The sequence below is a fragment of the Mycobacterium sp. NS-7484 genome (assembly GCF_001953975.1).
GTDB lineage: Bacteria > Actinomycetota > Actinomycetes > Mycobacteriales > Mycobacteriaceae > Mycobacterium.
The window spans coordinates 76,916-97,589 of record NZ_MBEJ01000094.1; the positions used below are offsets into that span (position 1 = coordinate 76,916).

Genomic DNA, 20,674 nt, shown 5'->3' on the forward strand with positions numbered 1-20,674 from the left:
ATGGAAAGTCATGAGCTGCTCCCGCTCACACGAGGGCAGTTGGATATCTGGCTGTCCGAGGAGACGGGTAGCTGTGGTGCCAAGTGGCACAACGGCATGCTCGGGCGGATCGACGGTCGGATAGAACTCGATTTATTCGAACAAGCCATCCGGCAGGTGGTGCAGGAAGCGGAACCGCTCAGGGTTGTCTTCACGGAGGTCGACGGCCAGGTTTTCCAACGGGTGATCGACGATGCGTACATCGAGCTCGCACATTATGACCTTGGTGCTGAGCATGATTCAGTAGCCGAGGTCTACCGCCACGTATCGACGATCCAACGCGCGCCAATGCCGCTGAATGGTCCGTTGTTCAAATCTGCGTTGATGCAGACACGTGAAGATGAATTCTATTGGTTCGTATGCTGCCATCACATCGCGATAGACGGCATCGGCATGGCTGCCGTGTGCCACCGGATTGCCGCCGTATATACCGCGCTTGCCACTGGTGTACCGCCGGCGGCACCGATCTTCGGATCGTTGAAGGATCTCGTCGAAGCCGAATCGGAATACGAAGCGTCCGAGGATTACCTCGTCGACCGGGACTACTGGGCGCGGAATGTTCCGCCGGAGAACGATCCGCACCGAGGGTTTGCGCCCTGCAGCGCAACAGGACTCGAGTATGAGCCCTCGGCGCCGGTGCAGCTGGATCCGGCCGTTGTCGCCAGGACCCGCGAGCTGTCGCACCGGTTGGGAGTGCGCCGAGCTTCAGTGATCACCGCAGCGTGTGCATTACTGGTGCACAGCGAGATCGGTGGCGCCGAAGTCGTGCTCGATTTCCCGGTCAGTCGCCGGGTGAATCCGAAGACGATGATGGTGCCCGGCATGGTCTCCGGGGTCGTTCCGTTGGTTCTCACCACATCGCCTGAGGCAACGGTGGCGGACTTTTGTGAGTATGTCGACCGGCGGATCCGAGAAGCCGTGCAACATCAGCGTTTCCCGCTGCGCGGTATAGAGCAGGGCGCTCGTGTCCAGGGAACCGGACAGGCATCGACCCGCGCGGCCATCAACTTCATCCCGACGACTCGCCTGGCGGATTTTGCCGACGCACCCGGAACCGGAACCGTGACGCACACCGGGCTGACGGATCAATTCGGCCTGGTCTTCCTGAAGAAGGATGCGGACCTCTTTCTCAGCACTTCAGGTGTCGGGCAAGTGTTCAGTGGTTGTGACGCCCGTGACTTGGCAGACCGTTTCGAGCGCGTGCTGACCGCGATGACCGCCGACCCGCGACGGTTGCTTGCCTCGCTCGAAATCCACGGTGAGGTGGCGCTCGCAGGGATCGACGGCTGGGGCAATCGTGCGGCGTCAAGCCGGTGTGTGTCGTCGTCCGGCACGATTACCGAGTTGTTCGAAACACAGGTGAGTCGTGAGCCTGGCGCGGTGGCGGTCAGCTTCGGTGACACGGCCATGAACTACCGCGGGTTGGACGCGGCATCTAACCGATTGGCGCATCTGCTTGTCGAGCACGGTGCCGGGCCGGGGCAGCGCGTGGCACTGCTGTTCTCCCGTTCGGTCGAGGCGATCGTGGCGATCATGGGTGTACTTAAGACCGGTGCGGCGTATGTGCCGATCGATCCGTCGGTGCCCGAAGCCCGGTTGGACTTCGTGCTTGAGGATTCCTGCCCGATCGTTGCGGTGACCACCGCAGATCTGTCGTCCCGGTTGCAGGGGCGCGGCCTGACCGTGATCGATGTCGCCGAGCGGGCGGTGTATGCCCAGCCCGCTGCGGCGTTGTCGGTGGGGCCGGGGCCGGGGGATGTTGCGTATTTGATCTATACCTCGGGTACCACGGGTGTGCCCAAAGGTGTTGCGGTGGCGCATCAGAATGTGACTTGTCTGCTTGAGGCGCTCGAGGGTGAGTTGGAGTTGTCTGCGGGGCAGGTGTGGACTCAGACGCATTCGTTGGCGTTTGATTTCTCGGTCTGGGAGGTTTTCGGGGCGCTGTTGCATGGTGGGCGGCTGGTGGTGGTGCCGGATTCGGTGGTCCGTTCCCCAGAGGAGTTCCATGCCCTGTTGATCGGTGAGCAGGTCAATGTTGTGAGTCAGACGCCGTCGGCGTTCTATGCGCTGCAAACGGTGGATGCCGCCCAACCGCAGCATCGCCAGTTGGGTCTTGATGTGGTGGTGTTCGGTGGAGAGGCACTAGATCCTTCCCGGCTGGGGCAGTGGATGGCCGATCATCCGGTGTTGCCGCGGTTGATCAACATGTATGGGATCACCGAGACCACGGTGCATGCCTCGTTTCGTGAGATCGGCGTTGCCGATGTCGGCCATGCGCTCAGTCCGATCGGCCGGCCGTTGGCGCATCTGGGGTTTTTCGTTCTGGATCGCTGGTTGCGCCCGGTACCGCCGGGGGTGGTCGGTGAGTTGTATGTGGCCGGTGCGGGAGTGAGCATCGGTTATCTCGGTCGGGCGGGGTTGAGTGCGACCCGGTTTGTGGCGTGTCCGTTCGGCGGTGCGGGGGTGCGGATGTATCGCACCGGAGATCTGGTGTGTTGGAGCGCTGCCGGTGAGTTGGCGTATCTGGGTCGTGCCGATGAGCAGGTCAAGATCCGGGGCTACCGCATCGAACTGGGCGAGGTCCAAGCCGCGCTGGCCGCACTGCCGGGGGTGGCGCAGGCGGTGGTCATCGCCCGTGAGGATCGGCCCGGTGACAAGCGTCTGGTCGGCTACATCACCGGCAGTGCTCAACCTGCCGTCGTGCGCGCCGCACTGGCTGACACGCTGCCCACCTACATGGTCCCGGCCGCCATCGTCACCATCGACACCCTGCCACTGACCATCAACGGCAAACTCGACACCAAAGCCCTTCCGGCCCCGGAATATCAGGACATCGACCACTACCGCGCTCCCGCCAGCCGCGTGGAGGAAATCCTGGCCGATATCTACGCTCAAGTTCTCGGACTGGAGCAGGTCGGCGTCGACGATTCGTTCTTCGACCTTGGCGGCGACAGTATTTCGGCCATCCAGGTGATCTGGCGCGCCCGTGCCGCCGGCTTGATCGGCCGCCCGCGTGACCTGTTCGTGCAGCAGACAGTGGCAAGGCTGGGTCGAGTGGTCAGGTTGGCCGACGATATCGCCGAGGTCATCGACGACGGGCTCGGCCCGGTACAGCCCACCCCGATCATGCACTGGCTCAAAGGACTCGACACCGGCAACGGCGCCATCAACGAATACAACCAAACCGTCGTCCTACAAGCCCCCACCAACACCACCGACACCGACATCACCGCCCTACTACAAGCCCTCCTCGACCACCACGGCATGCTGCGCGCCCACACCAACACCGGCACATGGTCACTGACCGTGCCCGAACCCGCCACCATCACCGCCACCGACTGCCTACACACCGCCGACACCCTCGACGAACACCACCTGGCCACCGCCCGCGCCCAACTACACCCCGCCACCGGAAAAATGGTCAGCGCCCTATGGATCCCGGCCACCAAACAACTGGCCCTGATCATCCACCACCTCGCCGTCGACGGCGTGTCCTGGCGCATCATCCTCGAAGACCTCAACATCGCCTGGACCCAACACCAGGGCGGCCAACCCATCCAACTACCACCCACCACAACCTCATTCACACGCTGGGCCGAACTACTCGACCACACCGCCGGGCACCCTGACGTCATCAACCACACCGACGCATGGCGACGCATAACCTCGACCGCTGCGGTGTTCCCGGCCGTACACCCCACGCTGGACACCTACGAGACAGCCGGACAGTTCTCCGTGTCGTTGGACACCAGGACCACCCGCGGGCTTCTCGGTGAGGTGCCCGCAGCGTTCCACGCCGGAACACAAGACATTTTGCTGATCGCGTTCGCCCTGGCGCTCGCTGAATTCACGCGTAGTGCAGGCACGTCGATCACCATTGACGTCGAAGGCCACGGGCGTCATGACGAACTCGGCGGTGACGTCGACCTGTCCCGCACGATCGGCTGGTTCACCGCCAAATACCCCGTCGCCCTCACACCAGGCGAACTGCGCTGGACCCAAGTCGTCGCCGGCGACCCCGCCCTCGGCACAGTCATCAAAGACGCCAAAGAACAACTACGCAACCAACCCGACGGCCTCACCTACGGACTCCTGCGCTACCTCAACCCCGACGTAGACCTCGACGAGGCCGATCCGACCGTCGCATTCAACTATCTCGGCCGGCTGGCCGGGACTGCCGAGAGAAGCTCGGAGGCGTCCTGGCGGATCTGCCCCGAGGAATCCGCGGTGACGCGTACCGCCGGTGCGGTGCCCACCCGGCTCGGGCACACCGTCGAGCTCAACGCCGTTACCGTCGACACCGACGCCGGTCCGCAGCTGAACGCCGATTGGACCTGGGCGCGTTCAGTACTCGACCACGTCCAGATCAGCGAGTTGAGCCAGTTGTGGTTCGACGCGCTGGTCGGCATCTGCGCGCATGTCGAACGCGGCGGGGGAGGACTGACGCCGTCGGACATCGCTCCTGCCTCACTCAGTCAACATCAGATCGACGAGCTGAACCGCCAACACCGCATCGCCGACATTCTGCCGCTGACCCCGCTGCAACAAGGATTGCTCTTCCACGTCGTGGCGCGGGCAGCCGGCGATGTCTATGCGATGCAGTTGGACATCACGTTGAGCGGCCAGGTCGACGAGCGCAGGTTGTGCGACGCGGTCCACACGGTGGTGAGGCGCCATCCGCACCTGCTGGCACGGTTCAGCGACCAGTTCGAACAACCGGTGCAGATCATTCCGAGCGACCCGGTGGCTCCCTGGTGGTATCTCGAACTCGACTCCGACGGTGTCGGCGTCGAGGCGCAGATCGACCGCATCTGCGCCGCCGAACGGACTGCGGTGTGCGCGCTTGCCGACGAGCCCGGCTTCCGGGGGGCTCTGCTCCGGTTGGCCGCCGATCGGCATCGGCTGATCCTCACCGCGCACCACATCGTCCTCGACGGTTGGTCGATGCCGATCCTGCTGCAGGAGATCTTCGCGGTCTACCAGGGCCGCCGGTTGCCTGCACCGCCGTCCTACCGCAGCTTCATCACCTGGCTCGGCGAACGCGACCGCGATGCCGCCCGCGCGGCGTGGTGCCGGCTTTTCGCCGGCTTCGAGACTCCGGCCTTGCTCGGCTCCGGAGACCGAGACGCACCGGCTCAGCGCGGCATCGAGACTTTCGGTCTACCCGTGGTGCTGACGCGGGCGCTCAGCGAGCTGGCGCGTTCCCAGCGCACCACCGCCAACATCGTCGTGCAGGCGGCATTCGCACAACTGTTGTGCTGGCTCACCGGCCGCCACGACATTGCCTTCGGCACGACGGTCTCGGGACGGCCGTCCGAGGTCGCCGACGCCGAGTCGATGGTCGGGCTACTGATCAACACGGTGCCGGTGCGGGCCGTCTTCACCCCGGCCACCACCACGGTCGATCTGCTGAACCAACTTCAGCACGCTCACAACGACACCCTGGAGCACCACCATCTGGCGCTCACCGACATCCACCGGATCACCGGACACGACAAGCTGTTCGACGCACTCTTGGTGTTCGAGAACTATCCGATCGACCTCACCGCCCCGTTGAGTGCCGACGGCCTCACCGTGGCCGAATTCAAGTTTCACGAATCCAACCACTATCCCCTCGCAGTCCAGGTCCTGCCGGGCGACGCCATGGGTCTGCGGGTCGAATACGACACCGATGTCTTCGACCCGTCCGCCGTCGCGGCATTGATCGAGCGGCTGACAACGGTGTTGTCCGCCATGACCACCGATCCGTGGCGGCCGTTGTCGGCGATCGATCCGCTCGATGCGGTGGCCCACGCCCGGCTGGACGAGTGGAGCCATCGCGGAGCATTGACGGAATCGGCACCGGCCCAGACCATTCCGGCGCTGTTCGAGGAGCAGGTTGGGCGGACCCCCGACGCGGTGGCGGTGACTTGCGGCGGCCGCTCGATGACGTACCGGGAGCTCGACCACGCGGCCAACCGGTTGGCGCATGTACTGTCTGGCCGCGGAGCCGGCCGCGGCGAGGTCGTGGCGGTGCTTTTCTCGCGGTCCAGCGAGGCATTGGTGGCCATCCTCGCCGTACTGAAGACCGGCGCCGCGTATGTACCCGTCGACCCGGCGCTCCCGCCGGCGCGTATCGAATTCATGGTGGCCGATGCGGCACCGATCCTCGCGGTCACCACGGCTGCACATCGATCTCTCCTGGCCGGGTGTGATCTGCCCGTCATCGACATCGACGATTGCGGTGCGGCCAACCAGTCCAGCACCGCACTGCCGGGCCCGACACCCGATGACATCGCGTACATCATCTACACCTCAGGCACCACCGGTGCGCCGAAAGGCGTTGCCATCGCGCACCGCAACGTGCCCGGGTTGTTCGGCGCCCTGGGCGGCGACGTGTCATCGGAGCCTGGGCAGGTGTGGACCCAGTGGCACTCGTACAGCTTCGACGTCTCGGTGTGGGAGATCTTCGGAGCACTGCTGCACGGGGCGCGCCTGGTCGTGGTTCCCGAACCCGTCGCCGCATCGCCCGACGACTTCCATCAGTTGCTGGTCACCGAACAGGTGACCGTCTTGAGCCAGACCCCGTCGGCGGCAGGCATCATCGCCGCTCACAGTCTGGATTCGATGGTGCTGGTGGTCGCCGGTGAAGCCTGTCCGCCGGAGTTGATCGAGCGCTGGGCGCCGGCCCGGGCGGTGATCAACGCCTACGGTCCGACCGAAGCCACGGTGTACGCGTCGATGAGCGCACCGCTGACCGGTGCACCGACCGTGCCGATCGGTGCACCGGTGTCCGGGGTCGCGTTGTTCGTGCTGGACTCCTGGCTACGACCGGTGCCCCCGGGTACGGTCGGCGAACTGTACATCGCCGGCCGCGCTGTGGGCGTGGGCTATTGGCGACGGGCCGGCCTGACATCATCGCGGTTCGTGGCCTGCCCGTTCGGTGCTACTGGACAGCGGATGTATCGCACCGGTGACCTGGTTCGGTGGGGCACCGACGGTCAGTTGCAGTATCTGGGGCGCGCCGACGAGCAGGTCAAGATCCGCGGGTACCGCATCGAGTTGGGGGAAATCCAAACGGCCTTGGCCGATCTGGACGGGGTGAACCAAGCCGTGGTGATCGCTCGCGCCGACGACGGATCAAGGATGCGGCTGGTGGGATACATCACCGGTACGGCCGATCCGGGCCGCATCAAAAAGCAGCTGGCCGAACGGTTGCCCAGTTATATGGTGCCCACTGCCATCGTGGTGATCGACAGCGTGCCGTTGACGGTGAACGGCAAGCTCGACCGGCGTGCGCTTCCCGCACCGGGATTCGTCGACACCGACCGCTACCGTGCACCGGGCAACCCGGTCGAGGAGATCGTGGCCGACATCTATGCGCGGGTTCTCGGCCACGAGCGCGTCGGCGTCGACGATTCGTTCTTCGAGCTGGGCGGCGATTCGCTGACCGCGATGCGTCTGGTCGCCACGGTCAACAACGCCCTGGACGCCGGGATCACGGTGCGTTGTTTGTTCGATGCGCCCACGGTGTCCCAACTGGCGTCACAGATCGATCGCCGCGGACCGGGTGTGGCAGCGTTGACTGCGGGGGAGCGGCCTGCGGTCATTCCGTTGTCGTTCGCGCAGTCCCGACTGTGGTACCTGGACCAGTTACTCGGTGCCTCAGCGGTTTACAACATGGCGGCGGCATTCCGGCTTTACGGTTCGCTCGATGTCGACGCGTTGGGTGACGCGTTGGCCGATGTGGTGGCCCGCCATGAGACCCTGCGAACGTTGTTCGTCGAGCACGATGGCGTACCTCGCCAGTTGGTGATGGCGCCGGGCAGTGTCGAAATCGCCTGGAACGTCACCGATGCCACCGGGTGGACGGCTGACGAGCTCCACGCTGCGATCAGCGACGCGGCCGCATATACGTTTGATCTGAGTGCTGAACTTCCGCTGCGGGCCACGGTTTTCCGTATCACCGACACCGAGCATGTGCTTACGACCGTGGTGCATCACATCGCCGCCGACGGTTGGTCGGTCACCCCGTTGGCGACCGACCTGGGAATGGCCTATGCCGCCCGCAGCGCCGGACAGCAGCCGGCCTGGGCCGACCTGTCCGTGCAGTACGTCGACTACGCACTGTGGCAGCGTGCACAGTTCGGCGACCTTCAGGACGGCGAAAGCCCCATCGCCACGCAGGTCGAATACTGGCGGGAGACGTTGGCCGGCATGCCCGAACGCCTGGCACTGCCGACCGATCGGCCGTACCCGATGGTCGCCGACTTGCGCGGTGCCACCATGGCAGTCCAGTGGCCGGTCGAGTTGCACCGGCAGATTCACCGCCTCGCCTGCGAACGCGACGCGACCAGTTTCATGGTGGTGCAAGCAGCCCTGCTCGTCGTGCTTTCCAGGCTGAGCGGGAGTTCTGATGTGGCAGTGGGGTTCCCGATCGCCGGCCGCACCGACCCCGCCCTGGATGATCTGGTGGGCTTCTTCGTCAACACCTTGGTGTTGCGGGTTGACCTGGCCGGGGATCCCACGATCGCCGAGGTGATCGACCGGGTGCGGACTCGCAGCCTGGCTGCCTACGAGCATCAGGACGTGCCGTTCGAGGTGCTCGTCGACCAACTGAACCCGGCCCGATCGCTGTCGCATCACCCTCTGGTGCAGGTGGCGCTGGCGTGGCAGAACGGTGTCGGACAGCAGGTCATCGATTCAACCACCGAAATGACGTTCGGCGATCTACAGGCAGTTCCGGTACCCGTCGAAACGCACACGGCACGAATGGATGTGAATCTATCGCTGGGAGAGCGTCGAACCGCCTCCGGTGAGCCGGCGGGGATCGGCGGGACTGTGGAGTTCCGCACCGATGTGTTCGACCCGAACAGTGTGGCAACGCTGATGGCGCGGTTGCGCCGCATCCTCACCATCATGACCACCGATCCGACGCTGCGGCTCTCGTCGGTGGACCTACTCGATGACGAGGAGCACGCCCACCTCGCGGCGATCGGCAACCATGCGGCATTGAACTCCCCGGCACCGCGACCGGTGACCGTGAGCGCTCTGTTCGCCGACCATGCGACGCGGAACCCCGAAGCGGTCGCCCTCACCTGCGGCGAACGCTCCTGGACCTATCGGGAACTCGACGAGGCAGCGAACCGGTTGGCGCAGTTGCTGATCAGGAACGGAGCTGCTCCAGGTCAGTGCGTCGCGGTGTTGTTCAACCGCTCTGCCGAGGCGATCGTCGCGATCCTGGCCGTGCTGAAGACCGGTGCCGCGTACCTCCCCATTGATCCGGCGGTGCCCGAGACCCGGTTGGAGTTCGTGCTCGGTGACGCGCGGCCGATCGTCGCGGTCACCACCACAGATCTCGTGGCTCGCCTGCAGGAGCGTGGTCTGGTGGTCATCGATGTGGCCGATGACCACCAGACCCTTGCGGCCGACGGCGAACCCGGCACGCTGCCGTCCCCGAGCGTTGACGATGTCGCGTATCTGATCTATACGTCGGGCACGACGGGAACTCCCAAAGGCGTTGCCGTCACCCACCACAACGTCACCCAGCTGTTGGCTACGCTCGACGCCGGGCTACCACGGCGCGGCGTGTGGCCCCTGTGCCATTCACTCGCGTTCGACGTCTCGGTCTGGGAAATTTTCGGCGCCCTGCTCCGGGGCGGTCGGGTTGTGGTGGTGCCCGAAGACACCGCGGTCTCACCCGTGGACTTTCATGCTCTCCTGGTTCGCGAACACGTCGACGTGTTGACCCAAACTCCTTCGGCAGTGGCGGCATTGCCGCGTGAGGGGCTCGAGTCGGCGACTCTGGTGGTGGTCGGCGAAGCCTGCCCGCCGGAGGTGGTGGACCACTGGGCGCCGGGGCGGGTGATGATCAACGCCTACGGACCCACGGAGACCACGATGTGCGTCGCGATCAGCGCGCCGCTCACACCCGGTCTCGGCGTACCGATCGGCTCACCGGTGCCCGGCGCCGCGCTCTTCGTCCTCGACGAGTGGTTGCGTCCCGTGCCGGTCGATGTCGTCGGTGAGCTGTATGTGGCGGGATCGGGTGTGGGGTACGGCTATCTGGGCCGGACCGCGTTGACCGCCACCCGCTTTGTGGCCTGTCCGTTCGGCGTGGGGGAGTCGGCGACGCGCATGTACCGCACCGGCGACCTGGTGTCCTGGCGACCGGACGGTCAGCTGACCTATCTGGGCCGTGCCGATGAGCAGGTCAAGATCCGTGGGTACCGCATCGAACTCGGCGAGATCCAGTCGATTCTCACCGCGCTCGACGGCGTGGACCACGCGGCGGTGATCGCCCGCGAGGACCGTCCCGGCGACAAGCGACTCGTCGGATATGTGACCGGCACAGCCGATTCGTCAAGCGTCCGCAGGCAATTGGCCGAGCAACTGCCGGCCTACCTGGTGCCGGCTGCGGTGGTGCGGCTCGACGCACTCCCGTTGACGGTCAACGGAAAGCTCGATGTCCGAGCGCTCCCGGCACCGGATTACGGCTCCGCACAGGGCGACTACCGTGCGCCCGCGGACGCCGTCGAAGAGCTTCTCACCGGCATTTACGCCCAAGTCCTGGGGATAGAACAAGTAAGCGCCGACGATTCATTCTTCGACCTGGGCGGCGACAGCATCCTGTCCATGCAGGTGGTGTCTCGGGCCCGGGCCGCCGGCCTGGTGTGTCGGCCACGAGACATTTTCGTCGAGCAGACGGCGGCCCGGTTGGCTCGCGTGGTCGCCGTGGCCGGAAGCGACTCCGGCCCGGTCGATGACGGCGTCGGGCCGGTCCTGGCCACCCCGATCATCCGCTGGTTGCATGACGTGCAACGCACCGGTGGCCCTGTCGACGAGTTCAATCAGACACTTCTGGTGCAGGCGCCGGTTGGAGCCGACGAAGCAGACGCCGTAATCATGCTGCAGGCCTTGCTCGATCGGCATGCCATGCTGCGACTGCGGGCGACAGACGACATCGACGGCTGGGTGTTGACCGCAGCCGCGCCGGGCGCCGTCGATGCGAGGACGTGTCTGGAATCGGTTGACACCCTGACGGACGATGCGCTCGTGGCGGCGCGCATGCGGCTGAACCCGGCGGCCGGGATGATGCTGAGTGCGCTGTGGGTGAACTCCACGAGCCAGCTGGTGTTGATCGGCCATCACCTGGCCATCGACGGGGTGTCATGGCGAATTGTGTTGGACGACCTCAACATCGCCTGGACGCAGCATCGCGCCGGCCGGCCGGTGGTGCTGCCACCGACTGGGACGTCGTTCGCTCGATGGGCCGAACGCCTCGACACTCACGCCGATCGCCCGGAAGTCATCGCCCACACCGAGGCGTGGCGAAAGGCGCTCAACGCCAGGAGGTTGTTGCCGCCGATCCGACCGCACGAGGACACCTATGAGAACGCCGGGCAGCTGTCGGTCTCATTGGACGCAGCAACCACCCGCATGCTCCTCGAAGAGGTGCCCGCGGCGTTCCGCGCCGGGACACAAGACATCTTGCTGATCGCGTTCGCACTTGCGGTGGCCGAATTCGGCGGGGTGCTGGGCATCCCCGGTACCCGGATCGGCATCGACGTCGAGGGCCACGGCCGGCACGAGGAACTCGCCGCTGACATCGACCTGTCCCGAACCCTCGGGTGGTTCACCACCAAGTACCCGGTGGCATTGGAGATCGGGGACCGGCACGTCGCGGATCACCCCGACCGACTGACCTGGTCCCAGGTGGCGACCGGTGAAGCGGCGTTGGGCAGGGTGGTCAAAGCAGCCAAAGAGCAGCTTCGCTCGTTGCCGTCACCACTGACCTACGGTCTCCTGCGCTACCTGAACGCCGATGTCGACCTCGAAGCTGACGAGCCGACAATCGGATTCAACTATCTGGGGCGACTCGGCGCCGCGTCCACGGAGACCAACGGTGGCTGGCGGGTATCGCCGGACGGTCTGTCGGCCACCAGAGCGGCGGCCGCGACATCGATGTCGTTGACCCATACCGTCGCGCTCGACACGGGCATCCTCGACACCGATACCGGACCGCATCTGCAAGCCAACTGGACCTGGGCCCGGTCGGCAGTCGACGAGGCTCAGATCAGCCGGCTCAGCCAACTGTGGCTGGATGCCCTGACCGGCATCTGCACCCATGTGCGAAACGGCGGCGGCGGATTGACACCGTCGGACATCGCGCCCGCTCGGCTCGACCAGCACGAGATCGACGAGCTACAGCGCCGGCATCGGATCGCGGACATCTTGCCGCTGACCGCATTACAGCAGGGTCTGATTTTTCACAGCAGCACAGCGCACGGGCCCGAGGACGACCTGTATGTGGTGCAGTTGGACATCACCGTCAGCGGTGCGCTCGACGCAGATCGACTGGCCGAGGCCGTGCAGGCAGTGGCCGGCCGCCATCCGCATCTGGCGGCGCGGTTCTGCGAACAGTTCGACGAGCCGGTGCAGATCATCCCGGCCGATCCCGCGGCCGGATGGCGGTACGTCGAATTCGACTCGGCGGCAACCGAGCAGCAGATTCAGCAGGTGTGCGCGCAGGAACGTGCCGCGGTCTGCGACCTGGCCCACCCTCCGGCCTTCCGGGTGGCGGTGATCCGCACCTCGACAGACCAGCATCGCGTCGTACTCACCAACCACCACATCGTGCTCGACGGCTGGTCACTGCCCATCCTGTTGCAGGAGATCTTCGCCGCCTATCACGGGCATCAGCTGCCGGCCGCCACGCCGTATCGCAGCTTCATCAACTGGCTGTCCGATCGCGACGTCGCGGCCGCCCATGCCGCCTGGCGTGAGGTGCTCGACGGTTTTGACACGCCGACGCTCGTCGGTCCGTCCCACAAACCGGTACCGGGGCCGCGCGGGGTACGGACGCATCAGGTGTCGCCGGAAACGACTCGGGCGCTCGCCGAATTGGCCCGGTCGCAGCGCACCACCGTCAACATCGTGTTGCAGGCGGCCTGGGCGCTGCTGCTGAACTCGCTGACCGGCCAACGTGATATCGCGTTCGGCACCGTGGTGTCGGGCCGGCCGGCCGAGGTGGTGGGCGCTGAAACGATGGTGGGATTGCTGATCAACACCGTGCCGGTACGCGCCGACATCACGGCGGCGACCACCACCACCGCTCTGCTCGGCAAGCTGCAGCGTCAGCACACTGAAACCCTTGAGCACCAGCATGTGTCGCTGAGCGAAATGCATCGCATCACCGGCCACGACCGCCTGTTCGACACCCTGTTCGTTTTCGAGAACTATCCGGTGGACACCGACGCATTGTCAGGCGGCGGTGACGGATTGGAGATCACCGAGTACACCAGCCACGAGTCCACCGACTATCCGCTCACGATGCAAGCCATACCCGGTGCCCAACTGGGTCTGCGTCTTGAGTACGACACCGGCGTCTTCGACGCTGCTGCCATCGACATCCTCACCAATCGGGTCGAGGCCGTGGTGCAGGCAATGACAGCCGATCCGGACCGCGCACTGTCCGCGGTCAACCTCCTCGACGAGACCGAACGCAAGCAACTTGCGCAGTGGGGCAATCGGGCCGTTCTCACCCGTCTACCGCAACCGGCGTCGGTGCCGGAACTGTTCGCCGCCCAGGTGCGACGGGCACCAGAGGCCGTGGCGGTGGTCTGCGGAGACACGGCGTTGACGTATCGGGAACTCGACGAGTCCGCAAACCGCCTGGCGCGCATGCTCATCAGCCACGGCGCCGGTCCCGGTGAACGGGTGGCGTTGATGTTCGGACGTTCGGCCGAGGCGATCGTGGCGATCCTGGCGGTGCTCAAGGCCGGCGCGGCCTACCTGCCGATCGACCCGGCGCTGCCGCAGGCCCGCGTCGAGTTCATGCTCACCGACGCGGCCCCGCTGGCCGCGGTCACCACCGCCGACCTGGCTGAGCGGTTCGGGCAACACGGCCTGACGATCGTCGATGTCGCGGACCCCGCGCTCGCGGTCCAGAGCGGCGCGCCGTTGGTGCCACCGGCACCCGACGATATGGCCCACATCATCTACACCTCGGGTACTACCGGGCAGCCGAAGGGGGTGGCGGTCACCCAGCGCAATGTGGCCCAACTCTTCGACTCGCTCCAGATCGGGGTACCGCTGGCGCCGGGACAGGTGTGGACGCAGTTCCACTCGTATGCCTTCGACTTCTCGGTGTGGGAGATCTGGGGTGCGCTTCTGCACGGCGGGCGGCTCGTGGTGGTACCCGACACCACGACCCGTTCCCCAGAAGACTTCCACGCCTTGCTGGTTCGTGAGCAGGTGACAGTACTGACGCAGACGCCGTCGGCGGCCGGGGTGCTGCCGGTGGACGGCCTGGCGGCCACGGCGCTGGTGATCGGGGCGGAGCCGTGCCCACCCGAATTGGTGGATCGCTGGGCGCCGGGGCGGGTGATGGTCAATGTCTACGGGCCGACCGAGACCACGATGTGGCTGTGCGCCAGCGCTCCGCTGGAAGCCGGTTCCGGTGCACCGCCGATCGGGGCGCCGACAGCCTGGGCCGCCTTTTTCGTGTTGGACGAGTGGCTGCGTCCGGTGCCCGCGGGCGTGGTCGGCGAGCTGTATCTGGCCGGCGCCGGAGTCGGCATCGGGTACTGGCGCCGGGCGGGGCTGACCGCCTCGCGGTTCATGGCCTGCCCGTTCGGCGAGCCAGGAACCCGGATGTATCGCACGGGCGATCTCGTCCGCTGGCGTGCGGACGGGCAGTTGGATTACCTCGGTCGCGCCGACGAACAGGTCAAGATCCGCGGGTATCGCATCGAACTCGGCGAGATCCAGTCGGCACTCATTGCGGTGGCCGGTGTCGAACAAGCCGCGGTGATCGCCCGCGAAGACCAGCCGGGTGACAAACGGCTCGTGGGATACATCACCGGAACCGCCGACCCGGTCACCGCGCGTGCGGCGCTTGCCGACCGGTTGCCCGGCTACATGGTTCCCACCGTGGTCGTGGCCCTGCCGGCGCTACCGGTCACGGTCAACGGCAAGCTCGACACCCGGGCCCTGCCGGCCCCGGATTACCAGGATGTCGGTCAGTACCGCGCACCGGTGGGCGCGGACGAGGAGGTGCTGGCCGGGATCTACGCGCGCGTACTCGGCGTCGAACGCGTCGGCGCCGACGACTCGTTCTTCGATCTGGGGGGCGACTCGGTCTCGACGATGCGTCTGGTCTCGGCGATCAATGCCGTTCTGGGCACCGACCTTTCCGTGCGTACCGTGTTCGAGGCGCCCACCGTCGCCGAGCTGGCGCTGTGCATCGGTGAGCATGCCGAGCCCGCCGAACCATTGGTCGCCGGGACGCGCCCGGACGTGATCCCGCTGTCGTTCGCCCAGAATCGGCTGTGGTTCGTCGATCAATTGCACGGACCCTCACCGGTGTACAACATGCCCGTCGGTCTGAGACTGCACGGCCGGCTCGACGTAGACGCCTTGGGTACCGCGCTGGCGGACGTGATCGGCCGTCACGAAAGCCTGCGTACCCGGTTCGATTCGCCGGGCGGGACACCCAGACAGGTGGTGATCTCTGCCGAGGAGGTCGATTTCGGCTGGGAGGTCGTCGACGCGACCGGCTGGACGGCCGCGGCGGTGGACGAGGCGATCGAGGAAACCGTTCGGTACCGGTTCGACCTATCTACCGAGATACCCATGCAGGCCAAGCTCTTTCAGGTTGGCGAGGCCGAACATGTGCTCGTTGCGGTGGTGCACCATATTGCCGCCGACGGGTGGTCGCTGGCACCGCTGGTGCGTGATCTGAATATCGCGTACGACGCCCGGCGTACCGGTCGCACGCCGGAATGGGCGCCGTTGCCGGTTCAGTACGTCGATTACACGCTGTGGCAGCGCACCCGGCTCGGCGACATCGCCGACGGTGACAGCCCGATCGCCGCGCAGCTGGCCTACTGGGAAGAAACGCTGGCCGGGCTGCCCGAACGTCTGGCGTTGCCCACCGATCGTCCCTACCCGCCGGTGGCAGATCAGCGCGGCGCCACCGTGACGGTGGAGTGGCCGGCGCAGTTGCAGCAGCAGGTGGCCGCCGTGGCCGGTGCACACGATGCGACCAGTTTCATGGTGGTGCAAGCCGCGCTGCTGACGGTGCTTTCCAGGCTGAGCGCGAGTACTGATGTGGCCGTTGGCTTCCCGATCGCCGGCCGCAGTGATGCCGCGCTCGAGGAACTCGTCGGCTTCTTCGTCAACAATCTGGTGTTGCGCGTCGACCTGGCCGGTGACCCGACGGTGGCGGAGCTGCTGACGCAGGTGCGCACGCGCAGCCTGGCCGCCTACGAGCATCAGGACGTGCCGTTCGAAGTCCTGGTGGAACGGCTCAACCCCACCCGCAGCCTGGCCCACCACCCGCTGGTCCAGGTGGCCCTGGCCTGGCAGAACCTGCCGTGGCAGGACACCGGGCCGGCCGGCGGCCTGACGCTGGGGGATCTGCAGGTGACGCCGGTGGCGGTGGACACCGAGACCTCTCGCATGGACCTGACATGCTCGCTCGGCGAACGCTGGACCGCCTCCGGTGAACCCGCCGGTATCAGCGGGGCGGTGGAATTCCGCACCGACGTGTTCGACGCAGATAGCATCGAGGCGCTGATCGCACGGTGGCAGCGCGTGTTGGCGGTGATGACCGCGGACCCGAGCCGACGGCTCTCGACGATCGATGTGCTCGACGCTTCGGAACACGCCGAACTGGATGAGTGGGGTAACCGGGCAGTGCTGGCCGTCCCGGTCACGACCGGGGAATCGATTCCGGCACTGTTCGCCCGCGCGGCGGCCCGCACACCGGAGACCGTGGCGATCAGTTGCGCCGGCCGCGTGATGACGTATGGGGAACTGGACGGGGCCGCGGATCGACTGGCGGCCAGATTGATCGCGCACGGTGTGCGCCCGGGTGACCATGTGGCGTTGCTGGCCGAGCGCTCGGCCGAGGCCGTCGTTTCGATGCTGGCGGTGCTCAAGGCCGGCGCGGCATACCTGCCGATCGACCCTGTTTTACCCGATGCGCGAATCGAATTCATGCTTGCCGATGCCGGTCCCACCGTGGCGATCGTCACCGCCGGCCTGACCGGTCGACTGGCCGGATATGAGCTGCGGGTCATCGACGTCAGCGAGATGGCGGCTGCCGACACGTCGCCGCCCGATGGACTGACGGGTCCCTTGTCGCCGGCGCCGACCGCGGCCGACATCGCCTACATCATCTATACCTCGGGGACCACCGGTGTCCCCAAGGCAGTGGCGATCACCCACCACAACGTGACCGGGCTGTTGGGATCGTCCGACACGTTCTTGGCGGGGAAGACGTGGACGCAATGGCATTCCTATGCGTTCGATGCCTCGGTTGAGGAGATCTGGGGCGCACTCTTGCACGGCGGGCGGCTGGTGATCGTGCCCGAGTCGACGGCTCGGTCACCAGAAGAGCTGCAGACGTTGCTCGTTGCCGAACGCGTCGACGTCCTGAGTCAGACACCCTCCGCGGTGGCGCTGCTGGCACCCGAGCGGTTGGGTGCGGTGTCGTTGCTGGCCGCCGGTGAGGCATGCCCGGCCGAGTTGGTCGACCGCTGGGCCGCGGGGCGGGTGATGGTCAATGCTTACGGTCCGACAGAAACCACGATATGTGCCTCCAGGACTGCGCCTTTGGCCGCCGGGGACGGTGCACCGTCGATCGGCGCACCGGTGCCCGGCGCGGCGCTGTTCGTCCTGGACGGGTCACTGCGTCAGGTACCCCGCGGCGTGGTCGGCGAGTTGTATGTGGCCGGCCGCGGCGTGGGCGTCGGATATCTGGGCCGGGCGGGTCTGACCGGTTCCCGCTTTGTGGCCTGCCCATTCGGGAGAGGCGGTGCAAACGGTCAACGGATGTACCGCACCGGGGACCTGGTCTACTGGGACGCCGGTGGGCAGCTGCGCTACGTGGGACGGGCCGACGAGCAGGTCAAGATCCGGGGCTACCGCATCGAACTCGGCGAGATCCAGGCGGTCCTGGCCGGGTTGGACGGCGTCGAACAGGCGGCGGTGATCGCTCGCGCGGACCGACCCGGCGACCAACGGCTCGTGGGCTACGTGACGGGAACCGCCGACCCGGCCAAACTGCGCACGCAACTGGCTGAGCAATTGCCGGCCTACATGGTCCCGGCCGCGGTGATGGCCCTGCCGACACTGCCGCTGACGCCCAACGGCAAATTGAACACTCGCGCCCTGCCGGCACCCGAATACCAGGACATCGACCGCTACCGGGCCCCGGGCAACCTCACCGAGGAGATTCTGGCCGGCATCTACGCCGACGTGCTCGGTGTAGAGCGGGTCGGGGTCGACGATTCGTTCTTCGATCTGGGCGGGGATTCGCTCTCGGCGATGCGTCTGGTGGCCGCCGTGACCGCCGCCTTGGACACCGAACTCGCCGTGCGGGTCCTGTTCGAGGCGCCGACCGTGGCGCAATTGGCACCACGTATCGGTGACGACGGATCTCGACTGGATCCGCTGATGGCCGGGCCGCGGCCCGCGGTCATTCCACTGTCGTTCGCACAGACGCGGCTGTGGTTCCTGGACCAGTTGCAGGGCCCCTCAGCGGTTTACAACATGGCGACCGCACTGCGGATCAGCGGGGCCCTGGACGTCGACGCATTGGGGGAGGCGCTGGCCGACGTGGTGGCTCGCCACGAGAGCCTGCGGACGGTGTTCCCCGCCGTCGATGGGGTTCCCCGACAATCGGTGATACCCGTCGGGGACACGCGATTCCGCATGGACGTCGTGGATGCCACCGGGTGGCCGGCACCACGGTTGCACGAGTCGATCGGCGAGGCGGCTCGTCATGTATTCGATCTGTCCAGCGAGATCCCCCTGCGGGCACAGGTATTCCGGATCGCCGCCGACGAGCACGTGCTGGCGGCGGTGGTGCATCACATCGCCGCCGATGCCTGGTCGATCACCCCGCTGATGGCTGATCTCGGGGTTGCCTACGCCAGCCGAAGCGTGGGGCAGGCTCCGGCATGGTCCGATCTGGCTGTCCAGTACGTCGATTACACGCTGTGGCAACGCGCGCAGTTCGGTGACTTCGACGACAGCCAGAGCCGAATCGCGGCACAGTTGAGGTATTGGCAGGATGCGCTGGCCGGCATGCCGGAACGGCTCACGCTGCCCACCGACCGGCCATACCCGCCGGCCGCCGATCAGCGCGGTGCCACCGTGGCCCTGGACTGGTCTGCAGAACTGCAGCAACAGATCACGCGGGTGGCCCGCGAACACAACGCGACGAGCTTCATGGTGGTGCAGGCCGCCCTGTTGACCGTGCTTTCCCGACTCAGCGGCAATTCCGATGTGGCCGTGGGTTTCCCGATCGCCGGCCGCCGCGACCCGGCGCTCGACGAGCTGATCGGCTTCTTCGTCAACACCCTGGTGCTTCGGGCGGATCTGGCCGGTGACCCCAGCGTCGCCGAGGTGCTGGCCCAGGTGCGGGCCCGCAGCCTGGCCGCCTACGAGCATCAGGACGTGCCGTTCGAAGTGCTGGTCGAACGGCTCAACCCGGCGCGGTCGCTGACCCATCACCCGCTCGTGCAGGTCGCGCTGGGGTGGCAGAACGTTCCCGGCCAGTCCGGCGCCGCGCCGGTGCTCGGCGATCTGGAGATCAGCCAGATGCCGGCGGATACTCATACCGCTCGTATGGACCTGAGTTTCTCCTTGGCCGAGCGGTGGACCGCGGCCGGCGCTCCGGCCGGAATCACCGGCACAGTGGAGTTCCGCACCGACGTGTTCGACACTGCCACCGTCGAATCGGTGATCAAGCGGTTCGAGCTCGTGGTGTCGGCGATGACCGCCGACACCGACCGGCGACTGTCCTCGATCGACCTCCTCGACGCCGGCGAACACGCGCACCTCGACGCAATGGGTAACCGGGCGGCGCTGGCCGGGCCGGTGCCATCGTCGACGCCGATGTCGGTCCCCGAACTGTTCGCCGTCCAGGTCGCCGGCCACCCGGACGCCGTCGCGGTGAGCGACGACGGCCGCTCGCTCACCTACCGCGACCTCGACGAGTCCGCAAACCGGCTGGCGCACTTGCTGATCGGGCAGGGTGCCGGCCCTGGCCGCAACGTTGCGGTGTTCCTGGAACGCTCCGCCGACGCGATCGTTTCGATGTTGGCGGTGCTGAAGACCGGAGCTGCCTACTTGGCCATCGACCCGGCGCTGCCGGCAGCCCGCATCGAGTTCATGCTGGCCGATGCGGTGCCAGTCGTCGCGGTCACCTCCGCCGCCCTGGCCGCCCGGTTGGACGGACATCCCGTCCGGGTCGTCGACATCACCCGGGCAGCAGTCGCCGACCAGCCCGACACCGCACCACCGAATCCGGCGCCCGGGGACATCGCCTACCTCATCTACACCTCGGGGACGACCGGCGTTCCCAAAGGTGTGGCCGTCACCCACCACAACCTGACTCACCTGGCCCGGTCCACGCCCGCGACCCTGCCCGAACAGCAAGTCTGGACCCAATGCCATTCGTACGCCTTCGATTTCTCGGTGTGGGAGATCTGGGCTGCGCTGCTGGGCGGTGCCCGCCTGGTGGTGGTGCCCGAGTCGGTGGTGAGTTCACCGGACGATTTCCACGCGCTTCTGGTCGCCGAGCGGGTCAACGTCTTGACCCAGACGCCCTCGGCCGCCGGGGCACTGTCCCCGCACGGCC

The 20,674-nt window shown here is 66.5% G+C and carries 1 protein-coding gene (only partly in view); it reads left to right on the forward strand.

Going from position 1 to position 20,674, the window contains the following annotated elements:
• Positions 1–20,674: the 5' portion of a non-ribosomal peptide synthetase gene (locus A5733_RS27745; protein ID WP_076241013.1), read on the forward strand. It continues 3,683 nt past the right edge of the window; 20,674 of the gene's 24,357 nt are visible here — the first part of the coding sequence; its start codon is at positions 1–3; its stop codon lies off the right edge, out of view.